The 16,079-nt window shown below is 32.6% G+C and carries 14 protein-coding genes; all 14 read right to left on the reverse strand.

Annotation, left to right across the window (positions count from 1 at the left end):
- Nucleotides 1-72: 72 nt before the first annotated feature.
- The 14 genes from QZZ51_RS00585 to QZZ51_RS00650 all read right to left on the reverse strand — a co-directional run bounded on the left by QZZ51_RS00585 (nucleotide 73) and on the right by QZZ51_RS00650 (nucleotide 16,030).
- Entirely contained in the window at nucleotides 73-393 is a 321-nt protein-coding gene (locus QZZ51_RS00585; RefSeq protein ID WP_291864443.1) for an ATP-binding cassette domain-containing protein, read from the reverse strand.
- A 432-nt stretch (nucleotides 394-825) separates the two neighbouring features.
- Nucleotides 826-2,115, reverse strand: a complete 1,290-nt coding sequence (locus QZZ51_RS00590) for an AMP-binding protein (RefSeq protein ID WP_291864445.1) — start codon at nucleotides 2,113-2,115, stop codon at nucleotides 826-828.
- Nucleotides 2,112-3,854, reverse strand: a complete 1,743-nt coding sequence (locus QZZ51_RS00595; protein WP_291864447.1) for a C45 family peptidase — start codon at nucleotides 3,852-3,854, stop codon at nucleotides 2,112-2,114. Before QZZ51_RS00595 ends, QZZ51_RS00590 begins: the two co-directional genes overlap by 4 nt.
- On the reverse strand, nucleotides 3,854-5,398 hold the full coding sequence (locus QZZ51_RS00600; protein WP_291864449.1) for an NAD(P)-binding protein: 1,545 nt from the start codon (nucleotides 5,396-5,398) through the stop codon (nucleotides 3,854-3,856). The genes QZZ51_RS00595 and QZZ51_RS00600 overlap by 1 nt, the downstream gene beginning before the upstream one ends.
- Nucleotides 5,395-9,081, reverse strand: coding sequence for a 1-acyl-sn-glycerol-3-phosphate acyltransferase (locus tag QZZ51_RS00605; protein WP_291864451.1), 3,687 nt, complete (start codon nucleotides 9,079-9,081; stop codon nucleotides 5,395-5,397). The genes QZZ51_RS00600 and QZZ51_RS00605 overlap by 4 nt, the downstream gene beginning before the upstream one ends.
- Nucleotides 9,074-10,270 carry a DUF2062 domain-containing protein gene (locus QZZ51_RS00610; RefSeq protein ID WP_291864677.1) on the reverse strand — a complete coding sequence of 399 codons (1,197 nt, stop codon included), beginning with the start codon at nucleotides 10,268-10,270 and terminating at the stop codon, nucleotides 9,074-9,076. Before QZZ51_RS00610 ends, QZZ51_RS00605 begins: the two co-directional genes overlap by 8 nt.
- A gap of 76 nt (nucleotides 10,271-10,346) precedes the next feature.
- The gene (locus QZZ51_RS00615) at nucleotides 10,347-10,832 is read right to left on the reverse strand and encodes a hypothetical protein (protein ID WP_291864453.1); all 486 of its coding nucleotides are present in this window, start codon (nucleotides 10,830-10,832) and stop codon (nucleotides 10,347-10,349) included.
- A gap of 1 nt (nucleotide 10,833) precedes the next feature.
- Entirely contained in the window at nucleotides 10,834-11,202 is a 369-nt protein-coding gene (locus tag QZZ51_RS00620) for a 3-hydroxyacyl-ACP dehydratase (protein WP_291864455.1), read from the reverse strand.
- A 3-nt stretch (nucleotides 11,203-11,205) separates the two neighbouring features.
- Nucleotides 11,206-11,793, reverse strand: coding sequence for a porin family protein (locus QZZ51_RS00625; protein WP_291864457.1), 588 nt, complete (start codon nucleotides 11,791-11,793; stop codon nucleotides 11,206-11,208).
- A 1-nt stretch (nucleotide 11,794) separates the two neighbouring features.
- Complete coding sequence (locus tag QZZ51_RS00630; protein WP_291864459.1) at nucleotides 11,795-12,403, reverse strand: hypothetical protein; 609 nt, start codon at nucleotides 12,401-12,403, stop codon at nucleotides 11,795-11,797.
- Nucleotides 12,384-13,007 carry an outer membrane lipoprotein carrier protein LolA gene (locus QZZ51_RS00635; RefSeq protein WP_291864461.1) on the reverse strand — a complete coding sequence of 208 codons (624 nt, stop codon included), beginning with the start codon at nucleotides 13,005-13,007 and terminating at the stop codon, nucleotides 12,384-12,386. Before QZZ51_RS00635 ends, QZZ51_RS00630 begins: the two co-directional genes overlap by 20 nt.
- Nucleotides 13,000-13,776 (reverse strand): polysaccharide deacetylase family protein, encoded by a 777-nt coding sequence (locus tag QZZ51_RS00640; protein ID WP_291864464.1) that lies wholly within the window; start codon nucleotides 13,774-13,776, stop codon nucleotides 13,000-13,002. Before QZZ51_RS00640 ends, QZZ51_RS00635 begins: the two co-directional genes overlap by 8 nt.
- Entirely contained in the window at nucleotides 13,770-14,834 is a 1,065-nt protein-coding gene (locus QZZ51_RS00645; protein ID WP_291864466.1) for a beta-ketoacyl synthase chain length factor, read from the reverse strand. The genes QZZ51_RS00640 and QZZ51_RS00645 overlap by 7 nt, the downstream gene beginning before the upstream one ends.
- Entirely contained in the window at nucleotides 14,834-16,030 is a 1,197-nt protein-coding gene (locus QZZ51_RS00650; RefSeq protein WP_291864469.1) for a beta-ketoacyl-[acyl-carrier-protein] synthase family protein, read from the reverse strand. Before QZZ51_RS00650 ends, QZZ51_RS00645 begins: the two co-directional genes overlap by 1 nt.
- Nucleotides 16,031-16,079: the final 49 nt, after the last annotated feature.

The following is a 16,079-nucleotide window of genomic DNA, read 5'->3' on the forward strand; positions in this document are numbered from 1 at the left end:
TGTGGAAATGCACCCCAAAACTAAATATATTCATGTCGGTTATTTTAACATAATTTACGAAATATTTATCAATTATGAGTATTTACGGACAATCAATAAAAGATTAATCAGGAATTTTATTTTTACGTTTTTAGGTAAAAAATTCTCTTGTGGCAGATAATTTAGAATACTTCTTCCTTGTGAAATATTTTGAATGACTTTCTTTCCAACTCTAACAAACCTAGAATCTGCATTTTCTACCCCAAAAATAATTTTTAACAAGGTAGACTTACCACAACCATTTCTTCCCAACAATCCTTTTATTTCTCCTATTCCACAAGAAATAAAAACATCACTTAACAAGACTTTATTATCAAATGACTTGGTTATACTATCTACGTGTAATCTTTTCATAGTAGTAAGAGAATAATAATATTAAAAACTCCAACTCCCATCGTAGAAAACCACAATATTGTTTTACTAAACCCTAAGTTATAGTAATAATAATATTCCTGCTGGCACTGAAAATCATAAACATAGAAATGTACTAATGGAGCTGCTACTAAATAGCAAATTGCAATATTCAATAAAGTCCCTCCAAATAAAATTCCAATAGGAATCGAAATTAAGAGCGTACCCAAAAATATCTTTTTTTGAAATAGTAGTATGTTTTTTATAAATCTCAGAACAACATTTTACATCTTGAGAATTACAATATGTAACTTCAATCCTTTAAAAATAGATTAAATAACGTGCGATTACGCATAAAGAAATGCTAATTCTTTTGTCAAATTTAAGATTACGAAAATATGGTTGTAAAAAATATATCTATCAATTTTTTAATAATTACCCTCTTCTATCTATAACTGTAACAGGTTTTCTTCCCAACATAGAAGCTCTTAGTTTTTGAATCTCTGCATTATCGCAATATTTAATTCTTGGAGCTACTCTAAGTTTAGATCTAAAGTGATCTCTAATTTCGTTTTCTAGCTCTTTAGATTCGTCTTTAGAGGCTATTTTAATAAGAATTTCATCGGTACCAATATCATTGTGGTAAATTTCAATAACGTGACTCTCTACGGCACTAAAATCGTTTAAGAGGTTGTCCATTGCTGGCGGATAAAGGGTAGTTCCCTTATATTTCACCATTTGTTTTTTTCTGCCAACCAATGGGCCAATTCTAACCGTATTTCTTCCACATCCGCAAGGCGAATTATGTGCTACTACAATATCTCCTGTTTTAAAACGTAAAAGAGGCATTGCTTCTACGCCAAGTGTTGTAATGGTTAACTCTCCCTCTGCTCCTGCTGCCACAGGCCGATTGTTTTCATCTAAGATTTCAACTATAATTAATTCTGGATGTTGGTGCCCTCCTTGTTTTTCAGAACATTCTGTAAAAGCAGTACTCATTTCTGTAGATGCGTAGGTAGAATACAAATCTATATCCCAATTCTCCTTTATTTTATTCCCTAAAATATTCAAAGAAAAATCTTGATTACGTAAAGACTCTCCAATACAAACTGCACCTTTAATTCCTGAATTTTTATAATCTATACCATGCTCCTCTGCATACTTAACCAGTTTTAATAAAAAGGAAGGAACAACAATAAGATAGGTAGGCTTAAATTTTAAAATAGTATCCCATTGTAATTCCGGTATACCCGCACCTACTCTTATAATACCTGCTCCCAATTTTCTTGCTCCTAAGAAATAAGCAAGTCCCGCAATAAAACGGCGATCTATAGTTGTGGTTAATTGTAAAACATCTTCTTTTTCTATTCCTGCACAAGCAAAGGAAATAGATTCATTATACGCTAAACGTTCTAAATCTGCATCAGTTAATGCTATAGTAACAGGATCCCCTAAAGTACCAGAAGTAGTAACGTAGTCTATTATTTCCGACTTAGAAACACATAAAAAATCGGCATTGTATTTTTGTAACTCCTCTTTAGTTGTCGGTGTAATTTTAGGCAAATCTTCTATGCTCTTAATATCTTCTGGAGCTATTTTATGACTCTTAAACAACCGCCTATAGTATGGAGAATTTTCCTGTAAATAAAGAATAAGCTCTTGTAATTTTTCTTCTTGGAAAGCTTTTATCGAGGCTGTGTTTGCTTTTTCTATTTCAGGAATCATAGGTTTATTTTCCGTTTTATCTTGCGAAGATAATGGTCTACATTTTCTTGGTCTACAAGTGTGGTAATTTCTTTAGTCTTTGCGGTATTAAAAACCTCAAAGGCTGCTCTGTAGTAGTCTTGTTCGTATAAGTATTGTCCGCTAATATAATATGCTTCCCAATAATTAGGATTACTATCTTGTATATCTTGAAGCACTTGTAAATCTAGCTTTTTTTCTTTTTTAATTGCACTCTCAATGCTACTCTTTAGGGACTTATAGGTTTGGTAATCCCTAAAAGCTTTAGTGTATTGAAAAGAATCCTTTTTAATTCGTAATGCATTACTCGCTAGGCCCTTCGGGTTTTTAACTATTTCCCCTTTATTAAAAATGGTATTTAAATCATAGGCAACAAATTCGCCCAATTGATATGGATTAGAAGAAACCCAAACCAATAATTCTTCTGGTTTAAACACTATACCATGATGCGCTAAAAGTTGATTTAATGCCTTTTCATTACCATAACCAATCTCTTTATTACCTAAACCTTCTTTATTCCTAAGAATACCAACTGCTACTTCTGGAGTTACTTTAGGGTTCTCCCCTAACAACTCTTCCATACGCTCATAACGATACTGGGAATGACTCTCTAAAATATGCTGTTTATTTTTTTTATCTTCTGCATAGGCGGCACTTTGAAAATGATTGGAACAAACCAACGTATTCTGATTTTCTACCTTATAAACTCCAAAATTTTTGGGAGACACTTCTATCAGAACCACTTCTTTATCCTTAGCACTGCCAACAAAAATGGATTCCGACACAAATACTTCTCTCTTCTTGGCAATTGCAATAGCCTCTTCAATAGTACCTGCATATTGTAGAATCTCTCTTGTAACCAAAGAAATAGGTGTCTTTGCTACCAAAGGAAATTTAGATTTTCCTGCATTGATGGTAACTGTTATCCCTTGGTTATTCATTCCTGAAACTACACCGAGCATTCCACCCCAAGTAACAGACATAAAAGAATGCCCTTTATCTGGCTCTACAAATGCTATTATTTTATCTTCCGCAAAAGTATCGCCAGCGTAGAAATCTAAGTTCCGACCAATAATAAGTTCACCATCTTCTGTTTTATCTCCCCAAGCGGCAAAAGAAGAACAACCAACTAAAGCCAAATCTTGTAAGGCATGCCCAATATCATGCGCGCCATGCAAATACAATATTCTTGGATAAGGTTCTGCTATATGCTGGTATTTTGAAGATGCATATTGCGACAATCCATAGATCTCTGATTTAAAATCTTCCTTAATGTTGAGATACATTTTACGATTAAACCAAGCTAAAAATTTACGTAGTAAATATTGTTTGGTTTTAGAAGGCACCAATTCATCTACTTTAGACAATAATGCATTTTCTTGCTTATGAAAAAGCTCTTGTGTTAATGCTCCTGTATGTAAACCAAGCTCCATAGGGTTTCCCTTTACATAAAGTTCCCATAGGCCTTGTTTATTCTTTGCTATAAAACCATTCTCCGTAGTGTAACTAGAATCGGCCACCTGTATTCTTTCTGGTTTTTCTAAAGAATAGTTACTAATATCTGGAATGTTCTTTAAAGATTTAGAAACACCGCAAGATACTGCTCCAGTTAAAATAAAAAGACACCCTAAAACCTTAACAAACGACCCTGACCCAAGAATGCGAGGTAGAGGTATTAAACATAAATTGGCTATCATCTTACGATTGAAATATAATCTCATTATCTAACTTCTATATTTTCTTCTGCCGTAGGTTCTATTATCTTATTTAATAAATACTCACGACCCAAAATTTCGGAGCAGGTAACAATTCCGCTAATAGTAACACCCAGAATTCCGTGCATGTTTAAACTTTGCCCAGTAAACAATAAATTGCTAATTTTTGTTCTTGGTGATAAAACAGATTTTAACGGGTTATTTACATCTTTTACATACCCATACATAGAGCCTTCATTACAGGCTATATAATCTCTATAAGAAAGGGGTGATGACGTATAAACCGTTTGAACACACTCTCTTATATTAGGAAATTTCTTCTCTAATTCTTTAAGAAACTGTTCTGCTTTTATTTTTTTAAAATCTTCATACGTTTCTCCTCTTTCATTTTTCTGGGCAACGGTATTAAATGTATCGTCCCAGGAACGTACTTCATCATATTGCATATAGGTAATAGCGGTTAATTGGTCTGCCCATTCTCCTAAGCCTTTTTTAACTCCCATAGAAACCATATATCCTAACGGCCAATTTTCTTGGGTATAGTTATGGCAGTTCCAAACAGCATCCGGCGTTTTATAATGGTAATAGTTTTTATTTAGATACTTCACCATTTCTGGTTTTAAAACCAAATGAATACTAAAAGCAGATACCGTACTTTCTATCCCTTTAATTCTATTACTATAGGCTTTTCTAAAATTAGTTTCGCCAACTAATTTTAGGGTAACTTTTGGTTCTATATTTGATATAAAAATATCCCCCTCAACTATATTCCCATCTTTCGTATGTGCCGCAATTATTTTTTTATCCTTGTATTCTAATTGCGTTACTTCTTGATGTTTATAAGCCTCACCTCCATTTTCTATTAATTTTCTAATTAACAACTTGGTTATTTGGCTACCGCCATTTACACAACGATAAGAACTTTCTATGTATGAATTCACAGAAAGTGCATGTACATAAAAAGGAGTTTTTTCAGATTCTCCGGCATACAACAGATTAGAACCCGCTAATACTGCCTGCAATTTTTTATTGTCTGTAAAAGAATTTATGTGTGATTTAGCAGGAAGAGAAAACAAGTCCGTATCATCATAATATGGCTTCCCTAATTTTAAATTATAAAGCGGAAACTTAGCACAGGTTTCTTTTAATTGTGTGCAATACGCTTGGATACCTTCCTCCTCCTCAGGGAATTGTACTATTAAAGATTGTTGAAAATTCTCGTACCCTTGTGCATGGCTATATTCGGCTTCATCACCATCGAAAGTGATAATATCAAAACCGTCGACATCCATTTTTTTTAGGTTTAAACCATCATAAATGCCTAAATATTTAAAATAACGATATAGATTCTGTCCTTTAGAAAGTCCTCCTAAATAATGAACCCCTGTATCAAAAATAGTTTTTTCTCGAACAAAGGTTTGTAAATTACCGCCATACTGGTTGTTTTTTTCTAAAACGCAAACACTCTTACCTTCTTTCGCTAAAATAATAGCAGAAACAAGGCCTCCCATACCACTCCCAACAACTACAACATCATACTTCTTGTTCATATTTTAACGTGCCTTTTTAAAAATAGGGCTTGTGATATTTCTTTATCTATCTTGAATCCGTTCTCCAAAATATCTTCTATCTGTAAAGACTTACCTTCTTTTAATAGGATTAAGATAGTAATTTCAGACTTTAATAACGATATCTTGTCTTCCGAATCTAACAACGCTAAATTTACAATAGCAACATTTGCTATATCTGTAAAAACGCCTTTTACCCGACTAGGGAAATTCATTTTACCATAATTATAGGCAATGTAACTATTTGCAACAACTTGCCTTACATTAGTATCTTTAAGGTATACGTTTATTTTTCGGTCAGGAGCATCTAACTTTAATAAAAAATCTAACTGCCCAAAATCTTGGGATAGGTGTAAAATAGTCGCTTTAGAGTCTATATAATCTAAAACCTCTTTATAGACTAAGGCATTGGTTTTTAAATCTTCTTTAATAGCATTATGTAAAACATCTCCTTTATACCTATACTCCAATAATACCAAGGAATGAAAGTACAAGGCATCTTCTATTTCTCCCCGAAGTATTTTAAATTCATCCCTAAAATAAGTGCTTATTTGTTTTGTTTGCTCCCTTGTGTTCCTGCCAAAAGAAATATCATTCCCCGCTATCTTATCTAATATCTTAACGGTTAAGCTCCCATCTCGTATTACAGAGCTGCCTTTGGGGTTCACCTCGGAATTCCCATGGATAAGAATGGGAAGAATATGTAAATTTAATTTCTCTGCCAAATGAAAAGCTCCCTTATGAAACCTTTTTATCTTATTGGTTGTAGAACGTGTACCTTCTGGAAATGTAATAAGGGAATATCCTTGTGCAACTTTAGTACGTAAATGCGCTTCTCCATTTTCTACTCCATTAGTAACCGGATAAAAACCTGCTGCCCGCACTGCCCTACCAAAAACTGGGGAATTATATACCCAATCATTTACCAAAAAAACAATTTTTGGATGCAACATTCCTATTGCCAATATATCTAAGAAAGAGGTATGGTTCGCAATAATCATAACAGGCTCTTTGAAAGTCTCTTTTGTTAGGTTGATTACTTTCTTATCTAGAAACCTATTCGTATACAAAACAGACCCCATAAGTTTAGAAATAACTCTATGGAACCAACCCATTTTTATTTTCTTTGGCAATGGAATTATTTCGATGATAATCCCTAAAAGAGAAAGAACCAATCCTCCCAAACCAAAATACCCAAAAGACAAGGCTGAGTGAATAAACAATCGGAAAGAAACTGGTCTTTTGGTCTTATTCCCTATAAATAATTTAAAAAGCAAAGGTTGTATGGCAAAAGCAATAAGCACTGCCGACAATATACCCACCAAAGAAACCACAGAAATGGTATACAAAGCTGGGTGCTTTGCAAAAACAAGAACACCAACTCCCAAAATAGTAGTGATTACAGATAGTAAAATAGAAGTTTTATGCGTAGGCAAAACCTTCTCTCCTGTTCTGTTTTCTGCTAACAGACCATTCGTAATAAAAATACTGTAGTCTACTCCCAATCCAAAAATAAAAGTAGAAATAATAATGTTGAATATATTAAACTCTATATGTAACAATCCCATTACCCCTATGGTTAAAAACCAGGTTAAAAAAATAGGAATACCCGTTACTAAAGTAACAGAAAAGCTCTTGTAAAAAAGAAGCAATAGCACTAAAACTACCAAAACAGAATAACCAATTAACTGGTTGAAATCATTTTTAAGATTCCCCAAAAAAGCTTCATTCATTCCCTGACGGTCTATTAGAATAGTCTGGTCATTACTTAGCTTTCTTTTAATTGTTTCGGCATCTTCTGGCGTATCTACTTTTATTAAAGAAGTTACGGCTGTAAAACCTTCTTTGGTTCCAATAAAATCTGAAATAGACAATACATCAATAGCCTCATAATCTACCAAAGAAAGGGGTGTAAAGTCTTTCTCTAATACGTTGTAAAAAGCGTTAAATGTATATGGTTTAAATCCAAAAGTTTTACCTGTCTCAATTAAATCATTTTTAGTCTGCAAAGTTTTTTTCGCATTCCAAAATTCTTTCCAACGTTGAATTTTTTCTTTTTGCTTTTTTTTAGACGCTACCAAAGCTCCGATAGAGCTGAAATTTTTAAGATTACCCTGAAGCTTATTTTCTTTTAAAACGCTGTATATACTATCATTAATTTGCAAAGCTGTTTCTAGATTACTGCCGTATGCCGCAGCATAGATAGATTTAGAACCCAGATCGGTTAGCTTCTCTAAATTATTACGAGCATCTAAAAGTTCTTTAGGCTCGTAATTCATTTTAGCAATATCGGTATTAAAGATTACTTTATTATAGGTGAAAATGCTAATGAACAATGCCAATGCAATTCCCGAAAGCACTATTTTATTTTTATGAATTTCATAGGAAGCTAAACGATCTAGTATATTGTTTTTATCCGTTTTACTTTCTTTAGAACTATATATTTGCGGAATTAATAACAATGCAAAAACAGATGCCCCTAATACGCTAATAGCAGCAAAAATACCGAGATCTTGTAGTGCCTGGGATTTTATAAACAATAGACACAAAAAAGCACTTGCCGTTGTTAGGCTACTCATTAAAATAGACGGTGCTACATCTACATAAAGACTTTCTATACTTTTATTGTTTCGTATATGGGTTAATATATGCAACGAATAATCTAATGTTACTCCTAAAAGTACAGAACCAATTCCTAACGAAATCGCAGAAATGTTACCTCGTAAAAGATACAGAATGGCAACAGATAACAATCCCCCAAAAAGGGTTGGTAAGAAAAGTACAATAGGAACCGTAAGCTTACGGTAAAAAAATACTAGAATAACCAACAGCAACGTCAATGCAATACCTACTGTAAATTGAATGTCGTTTTTAATTTGATTAGCATTTGCGACCGCAACTAAAGCTGCTCCAAAATATTCACTATTTACCTTGCCTTTATATTGCGTATTTAATTCTTCTTGGATTTTATATAAAGCAATAGAGAAATTAGTGTTTTTATCCGTTTCACTAGATGGGTATTTAGGAGTAATAAAAAGAAGAATATGTTGCTCATCTTTGGTCAGTAAAAAACCATCTTTCAGAGTAAAATCGTCTCCGACACCCAAACTTTGCAACTTTTTCATTGCTATAAAAGAAAGCCCTAACGGGTCTTTTAGAATGGTCTTTTTAGCAATTATTCCCGTGGGAGAAATAAGGGTATTATAATTCTGCTTGGTGATACTCACTAAACTATCTCTAGTAGTTTTTTGTTCTAAAACAGCATAGTCTGATCCCTCTAAAAACAGGGGTAAATTTTCATATACAAAATCAATAGTATTAAAAACTACATCATCGGAAATTTTACCTTGAACGTCTTCTACATAATCGGACTGTTTAACCAAACTATCTAAAAAAGTAGTTGCATACCCAGTAATATCTGAAACTTTGCTATTGGGTTCTCTTTGTATGTTTACAATAATTTTATCTGTAAACTTTACCGTCTGCAATACTTTTTGATAATCAGCATTCTCTGTACTTACAGGAATAAGTTTGGTAATATCTTCCTCAAAAGTAATTTTGCTAGCCAAAGCTCCAAAGCCAATTACTAGAACAAGTAATGCTAGTAAACCAGCTATTTTTCGCTCAGCTATTTGTTGATATATTTTATATAAAAAATTACCCATTTTGCCCTATCATCTTTCTTTTCTCGAAAACAGTTAAAAATAGATATGTTGAGAACCCTATTACAATTGCAGAAACAGCGGCAAGGGTTAAGCTACCCACTATATAAGTTTTTAAATGTTTTAAGACTTCAAAATTAGTTGTCATATCGTCCAAAGTATACGAAATATTTTCTCCTAGAATAAATTGTCCAATTTTAGAACTTGCATATAAAATAAAAGGAATAAATGGTGGTAAACTTACATTAGAGAAAGCAAAAGCTATGGCTTTATTTAACTTTAAAAGAATAGCTAAGGAAAAAACCAATACCGTTTGCAAACCCCATAAAGGAGATAGGCCTATAAAAACACCCAAAGCAATAGAAAACGCTTTTTTTCTAGGGGAATCATTACTCTGTAAGAGATCTTCTTTTAAAAATCGTCTAAATCCTTTTTTCTTAAACCGTCTGTATAAATCTCTAGGTTTAATATAGAATAAAGCAATTAATACTAACCAGGTATTTAAAATACTTATCCTCGTAAAGTCTTGAAAAGGTCTAAAATGAGATACTCTTTCTTCTTCATTGTAAGTAACTCGTACTGGGAGGTTTTTCACTAAAGTGCCTTTCCACGCAGCTCTTACTATAATTTCTATTTCGAACTCGAACTTAGGGGTGTAAAATTTTAAACCTTTTAATTCCGTGATTGGGTAAAGCCTAAATCCACTTTGGGTATCTTTTAAGGAAATACCTGTCTCGAACCAAAACCAAAAATTAGAAAATTTATTCCCGAAACTACTCTTTTTGGGAACATCTGTCTGCTGCATATTACGAGCACCAATATAAAGTACATTTTTCGTGTCTTCTTGCTGTAATGCATTTATAAAAACGGGAATATCCTCTGGGAAATGTTGGCCATCGGAATCTATCGTAATTGCATAAGAAAAACCTAATTCTAATGCTTTTTTAAAACCTATTCGTAAGGCATTTCCTTTACCTTTATTATCTTTTAAATCTACACGAGTAACTTGGGTAAATTCGGATAAAATACCTGCCGTATTATCGGTAGAACCATCATTGATTACAATAATATCTTTAGTGTAGACAAGAACACCTAGAATAACTTTTCTTATGGTTTTCTCATTATTATATGTAGGGATAACTACACAACACTTTAGTTGTTCTATAGATTCCTGAATAGATGGTGTATTTATTGGCAAAAATATAAACGTATTGCAAGGTCTTTTTTACAAAGACTTTGGTTTTTAACAAAGATAACAATTGAAGGTACTAAAACAACTTCTTTTCAGTAGCATCAAAAAGGGAAGATTGTAAAACATAGTCTTTAACAAATTTCTTTACTGCTGTATCGGTAGTTTTCTGAAAATTATCTATTAAAAATTGCTTGTCTTCTGCTATATTTTTTTTGTATTTTAAAACTTTTGGGGAATGCTCCTGAACACTTAAACGCAAGCAACGTATCTCTATATTCTCTGAGGCTTTCTCTATCGAAAAATCTAAATACCCTGCCCCTTCTTTAAAAAAACTCTTTTTTTGTTTTACCCCTTTACTGTGTTTGGCTTTTAGTGTAGATGCGGCTCCCTTATAAGCTACCAAAATAGGCTTGCTTTCTTTCGTTATATTCTCTAAAGTATTATATAACTTTTCAGCAATTTCCTTGGTCTCACTTGCCTGTATAAAGTTCTTTCTAATTTCTGATAAATTAGGTCCTAAAAAACTTATAACCAATAATACAATTCCAAAAAAAGACTTCATATTATTCTACAATTTTAAAAGTTGCACTTAATTTCAATGCCAATGTATCCTCAAAAAAAGTGGTATTCTTTACTTTATAAGCACCCTCTATTTCTGTAATTGCCAAAGTAAGCTGTAGTATATCATTTTTTTCAGGATTAATAATCGCCATAAATTTTATATTAGACGACACGGACAAGAACAACGGCTTTCCTGTTGCTTTCTCTGTTAGTTCTTTTATAATCTGTATCATGCAAACTCCAGGCATCACCGGGTTACCAGGGAAATGCCCTTTAAAAATGTCGTGCTCTTTGTATATTTTTATAGTTGCTTTTACAGCACTATCTTCTTTAACAAAATTTTCTACGGTATATAATCCTTCTATTAGCATATTTTAAATCTTGAATTTATAAGCAATTCCTACTTGAAAAACGGTATTTAAGCTTGTGTTATTTTCTTGGTTATCGTCAAAAAAATCATCAAACAAATCTATATTAATTAACCCTTGCTTGTAACGTGCTTCTATAATTAACCCAAAAGGAAACTCATATCCTATTCCAAAAAACAAAGCTAAATCTATTGGAGTAACATCCGAATTATTGGTATCATTAACTATATTAATAAGGTTATTATCGAAATCAATATCTATACTAGGCCCCACAATAAAATGCAATCCTTGTTTAGGAATTACAAAAAATTTACTAACCGCCGCAATAGATATATAATTTACATTTAAATCTTCCCCATTAAAGGAGGACTCTCCGCCTTGACTAGAAAAAGCTATTTCGGGTTGTAGAGCATAAAAATCTGTAAACCTAATATCTGCAAACACAGCTCCATTAAGACCTATTTTATCCTCTAAATTAGTGTTAGAAATATTAGCACTATTTAAACCCAAACGTATTCCTGGCCTTACTTTTGATTGTGAAAAAGCTTCTATTGAGAAAACAAAAAATAGTAGTACTACAATTACTTTTTTCATGTTATATTCCTTTTAATTTTATTTTTAATTGGATATTCTTATGCTCTATTAAAATACGCTGTGCAATATTATCTTTTATTTCTAAAAAATGATATACTACCTTTTCTTTTCCTTTTCTTTCCCTCACAATTTTGGTTAACCCAACATTCTCATAAAAATAAAAATGTCTTTTATTCCCCACCTCAGCCTCTTTTACATTTAAGCTTTCTCTACTAAATGTTCGTGTGCTTGTATTATACTCTTTTAATAATGTAGTAAAATCTCTTTGCAAGATATTTAGAATAATCTTCTTGTCCATATCTCCCAAAACATAATTCACTTTAAATTCATTCTGATGAAAGGAAAAATCGAATATTTTATTCCCCATTTCCGTAGCAAACACCAATCGGTGTTCTTTCTCCGCAATTTTTTTTATTATTATTATTCCAGAGAATTTTCTTTTATAAAACTGTAAATCTGCCTTATAAACATAATCTTTAGCTTCGTTAGAAAAATACGGATTATAAACCTGCACCGTATTTATTTGTTCTTTTACAAGTGCATTTTTTTTAGAATAGCTAGCACAAGAAATAAGGAACAAAAAACAAATACTACTGAGCAAATACCGCATCTGGAATTGCTTTATTAACCTTGCGCTTGGAAAAAACTATTTGCGTATAGTCGTTAGACGGCTCTATCATTTTAACTTCCATAACATCCCCTACACTATTAAATGTAATCTGAAATGTTTTAATAAATTCTGCTAAATTCGCGTCTTTTGGAGCAAAATGCACTTCACTATTTTTTGCCTTTTTAAAGTAGGTTATAGAAAAGTGCTCTTCCTTAAACATATCTCCTCTAATACTAGAAGTAACAAGGGTATTAAGCTCCTTAAATAATTTATTAGAGCCCATATCCACATTACTCTTATCTCCTTCGTTATTAATATATAACGTTTCCCCTTTAAACAAAACAGAGTAAACAAAAGGTTTTACATATTCCCATTTAACTGTATTCGGTGCTTTAAAAGACAGTTTTCCTGTAGATTCTATATCATTAGACAAAAAATCTAAATGTTTGTATTGTGTAAAATCACTAGAAATGAATTGGGTTTTATCTGCTCTAGCTTTTACTTTACTTTTTAAAACCGCTGCTTCTTGTGTACTCATTTTTGTCTGAGCCGTAACCCCTCCAATAAAAGCGATAAAAAAAAGAAAATATAGTATCTTATTCATAGGCTGAAATATCTAGCAATTCATTTACCGTTACCGATTGCAATTTTTCTTGCTGTAAAAATAGCAATAACTGTTCCAAAACCGCGATGCTTTTAGCACTAGTATCGTGTAAAAGGATGACATCTCCCTTTTTAAGGTTTTTTATTGTTCTATTTAGTATCCTTTTTTTAGACCTCTTAGTGGTGTCTAAAGAACGAATACTCCACCCGACAGGCACTAAGTCTATGTCCTGTAAAACCCTCTTAATTCTAGGGTTTGTAACTCCAAATGCTGGCCTATATAATCGTAAACCAATATTAAAATATTTTTTAGCAATAGCATTTGTTCTCTGTAATTCTTGTTTCACTTTTCCCGTGCTTAAAAACCCAAAATTTCGCGTGTGCGAATAGGTATGATTACCTATTGTATGTCCACCATCTATTATTTTAGATACAATAGATGTATACGCTTCCATTTCTTTTCCTATACAGAAAAAAGTAGCTTTTGCATTGTATTTTTTTAAAAGATCTAATGCCTTTGGTGTAAATTCTGGATGCGGGCCATCATCAAAAGTAATAGCAACTTTGTTCTCTTCTATATTTGTATTTCTATGATAAGATGAAAAATGATAATTCCACTGTATAAAGAAAGAGCCACAAACGGTTAGTGAAAACCAAATAAAACCAATGAAAACATATAAATAAATGGGCATAGACAACCAATAATCTGCCAGTAATAATAAACTGAAAAGTGCAATTACAATTCTATTTATAGAACCAAAATTTAGCATTTTTTAAGTAAAGTGAAGCTGTGGTTTTCTCCTCTATACTGATTATATAATAAAACGGTTTTAATAGAACTGGTCTGTTTTTGGTTTAGCTTAACTTCCTTAGGAATAGACTGCGTTTTTAAAATCTTAGCTCCTAACCAAAAACCAAAAGAAGAAACGGTGTTAAACTCCCCACTTAAATGCTTGTAATACACTTGTTGTGTTTCTGCAAAAGTACCTTCAGTAAGTAGATTATAATACCCATCAAAATCTACATCGCCATTATTCCCTAATACAATAACATCTAGATCTGACAAGCTAGAGTTATTATCCTTTAAAAAGGATACTATTGCGTTGTCTAAATTTTCTTTAGATACTGTATTTAGAGTTTCTACCCCAATAACCTCGGCATAAGAAGATTCTTGATTTTTAGTAGAAAGCGTAAAAAAGTTTGCTCCTTCACCAAAAATAGCACCGGAAGTATTGCTTTGCAATAAAGAAAAAGTTTCTGTATTCTCTGCTTTTATAAACCCAATTAATTTATGAATATTAATCGTGTAAGGGGCATTTTCGTCTACACCACCAATAAGTATATTTTCTTCTTCTCCTAAGGATAACTGTAATTGGGCATCTAACAAGGCTGACTCAAAAGACACACTGGAATGTACATAGGTGAAATTATACCCTGTACACTGTATACCCAAGGCTATTTGCCCGCCCACCGTATTATGTGTAGACTGTATAAATGAAGTTGGCGTTAAAAACTGCTCGTTATTATCTATTAATTTACTTAAGAATTTTTCAGAATCTAACAAGCAACCCATTCCCGTACCAGTAATAATTGCATCTACAGATTCTAATTGCGCTTCTTGCATAGCAAGGTTAGAGGCTACTACTGCCATTTTAACCCCTTTAGCCATTCTACGAGCAGCACCACCAGAAATAAAATCCTTATATACAGGGTTTACCACAGGCATAACTCTATCATTATATGTAGTTATCTCCTCTAAAAATGTATCGTTATCAAAGGTTTTTTGAGCAGAAATAACACCACAACCGTTTACAAAAACTTTCTTCATTATTTAGAAAATATTAGTGTGGAACAGTTCCCTCCAAATCCTAACGAATTAGATAAAACTGTATTTAATTCCGTTTGTTTTAATTCCGTTTGAGGAGTTATAGAAAACTCCTTCATCGGTGTCTTAAAATTTAAATTTGGAAATATAACATTATTCTGAAGTGCCAAAACAGAATACACTGCTTCTACACCACCTGCTGCTGCCAAGGTATGCCCTGTGTATGGTTTGGTAGAACTAAAATTGGGTATATTATCTTTAAAAACACGAATTATGGCTCTACCCTCGGATAAATCGTTGTTACCAGTAGCTGTACCGTGTGCGTTAATATAATCTATATCTTTAGCTTGTAAATTAGCAACTTTCAATGCTTTTTCCATTGCTAAAGTGGCTCCATCTCCATTTTCTGAGGATGCTGTTTGGTGGAATGCATCATTAGCATTTCCATACCCCTTTACATAAGCCAACACCTTTTTATTCTCTTTAGCAACTAAAACATCAGACTCTAATACCAAAAAAGCCGCTGCCTCTCCTAAGTTTAATCCTTTTCTATTTTCATCAAAAGGGGTGTTATGGGTGTCTGATAATATCATTAAGGTTTTAAAACCATTAATGGTAAATTTAGACAAGCAATCCATTCCACCAACTACAACACGATCTAGCTTTCCAGATTTTATAAGTCTGGCTCCGTACATAATAGCATTTGCTGCAGAAGAGCAGGCTGTACTAATGGTCGTTACCAAACTCTCTTGTATCCCTAATTCCTCAGCGATTTTTTGAGTAGAATCACCTGCATGATGTCCTTTTATGTATTTTCTATGCTCGCTAGTTTCTAAATAATCGTAATAAAATTTTTCTGTCATATCCATTCCTCCAACGCTAGTTGCAGAAATTAAACCTGTTTTATGTTCAGAAATATCTATAATACCAGCATCTTCTATTGCTTGCTTAGCCGCTACTACTCCTAATAGAGCTGTTCTAGAATAATTGTTATCTGGCGATAATCCCAATTGTTCTTCTAGCTCTTGATTTGTGAAATTAATCTCACCAACCATAATAGCATCTTTATGAATAGTATCTATTTTAGAAATTCTAGAAATTCCTTTGTTGCAAGAAATTAAGGAATTGTAATTTTCTTCCACATTGTTCCCAATTGCAGAAATAATTCCCATTCCGGTTATTGCAACTCCTTTTTCCATAGATTATCAAAAAAAATAATAAAACACAATCCTTTTTATATAAACAAGA

The sequence above is a fragment of the Maribacter sp. genome (genome assembly GCF_016744255.1).
Taxonomy (GTDB): domain Bacteria; phylum Bacteroidota; class Bacteroidia; order Flavobacteriales; family Flavobacteriaceae; genus Maribacter_B.

Excerpts from the sequence above, each read along its gene's own strand:
- QZZ51_RS00585 (WP_291864443.1), bottom strand. The coding sequence starts at position 393 with ATGAAAAGATTACACGTAGATAGTATAACCAAGTCATTTGATAATAAA.
- QZZ51_RS00590 (WP_291864445.1), bottom strand. The coding sequence starts at position 2,115 with ATGATTCCTGAAATAGAAAAAGCAAACACAGCCTCGATAAAAGCTTTC.
- QZZ51_RS00595 (WP_291864447.1), bottom strand. The coding sequence starts at position 3,854 with ATGAGATTATATTTCAATCGTAAGATGATAGCCAATTTATGTTTAATA.
- QZZ51_RS00600 (WP_291864449.1), bottom strand. The coding sequence starts at position 5,398 with ATGAACAAGAAGTATGATGTTGTAGTTGTTGGGAGTGGTATGGGAGGC.
- QZZ51_RS00605 (WP_291864451.1), bottom strand. The coding sequence starts at position 9,081 with ATGGGTAATTTTTTATATAAAATATATCAACAAATAGCTGAGCGAAAA.
- QZZ51_RS00615 (WP_291864453.1), bottom strand. The coding sequence starts at position 10,832 with ATGAAGTCTTTTTTTGGAATTGTATTATTGGTTATAAGTTTTTTAGGA.
- QZZ51_RS00620 (WP_291864455.1), bottom strand. The coding sequence starts at position 11,202 with ATGCTAATAGAAGGATTATATACCGTAGAAAATTTTGTTAAAGAAGAT.
- QZZ51_RS00625 (WP_291864457.1), bottom strand. The coding sequence starts at position 11,793 with ATGAAAAAAGTAATTGTAGTACTACTATTTTTTGTTTTCTCAATAGAA.
- QZZ51_RS00630 (WP_291864459.1), bottom strand. The coding sequence starts at position 12,403 with ATGCGGTATTTGCTCAGTAGTATTTGTTTTTTGTTCCTTATTTCTTGT.
- QZZ51_RS00635 (WP_291864461.1), bottom strand. The coding sequence starts at position 13,007 with ATGAATAAGATACTATATTTTCTTTTTTTTATCGCTTTTATTGGAGGG.
- QZZ51_RS00640 (WP_291864464.1), bottom strand. The coding sequence starts at position 13,776 with ATGCTAAATTTTGGTTCTATAAATAGAATTGTAATTGCACTTTTCAGT.
- QZZ51_RS00645 (WP_291864466.1), bottom strand. The coding sequence starts at position 14,834 with ATGAAGAAAGTTTTTGTAAACGGTTGTGGTGTTATTTCTGCTCAAAAA.
- QZZ51_RS00650 (WP_291864469.1), bottom strand. The coding sequence starts at position 16,030 with ATGGAAAAAGGAGTTGCAATAACCGGAATGGGAATTATTTCTGCAATT.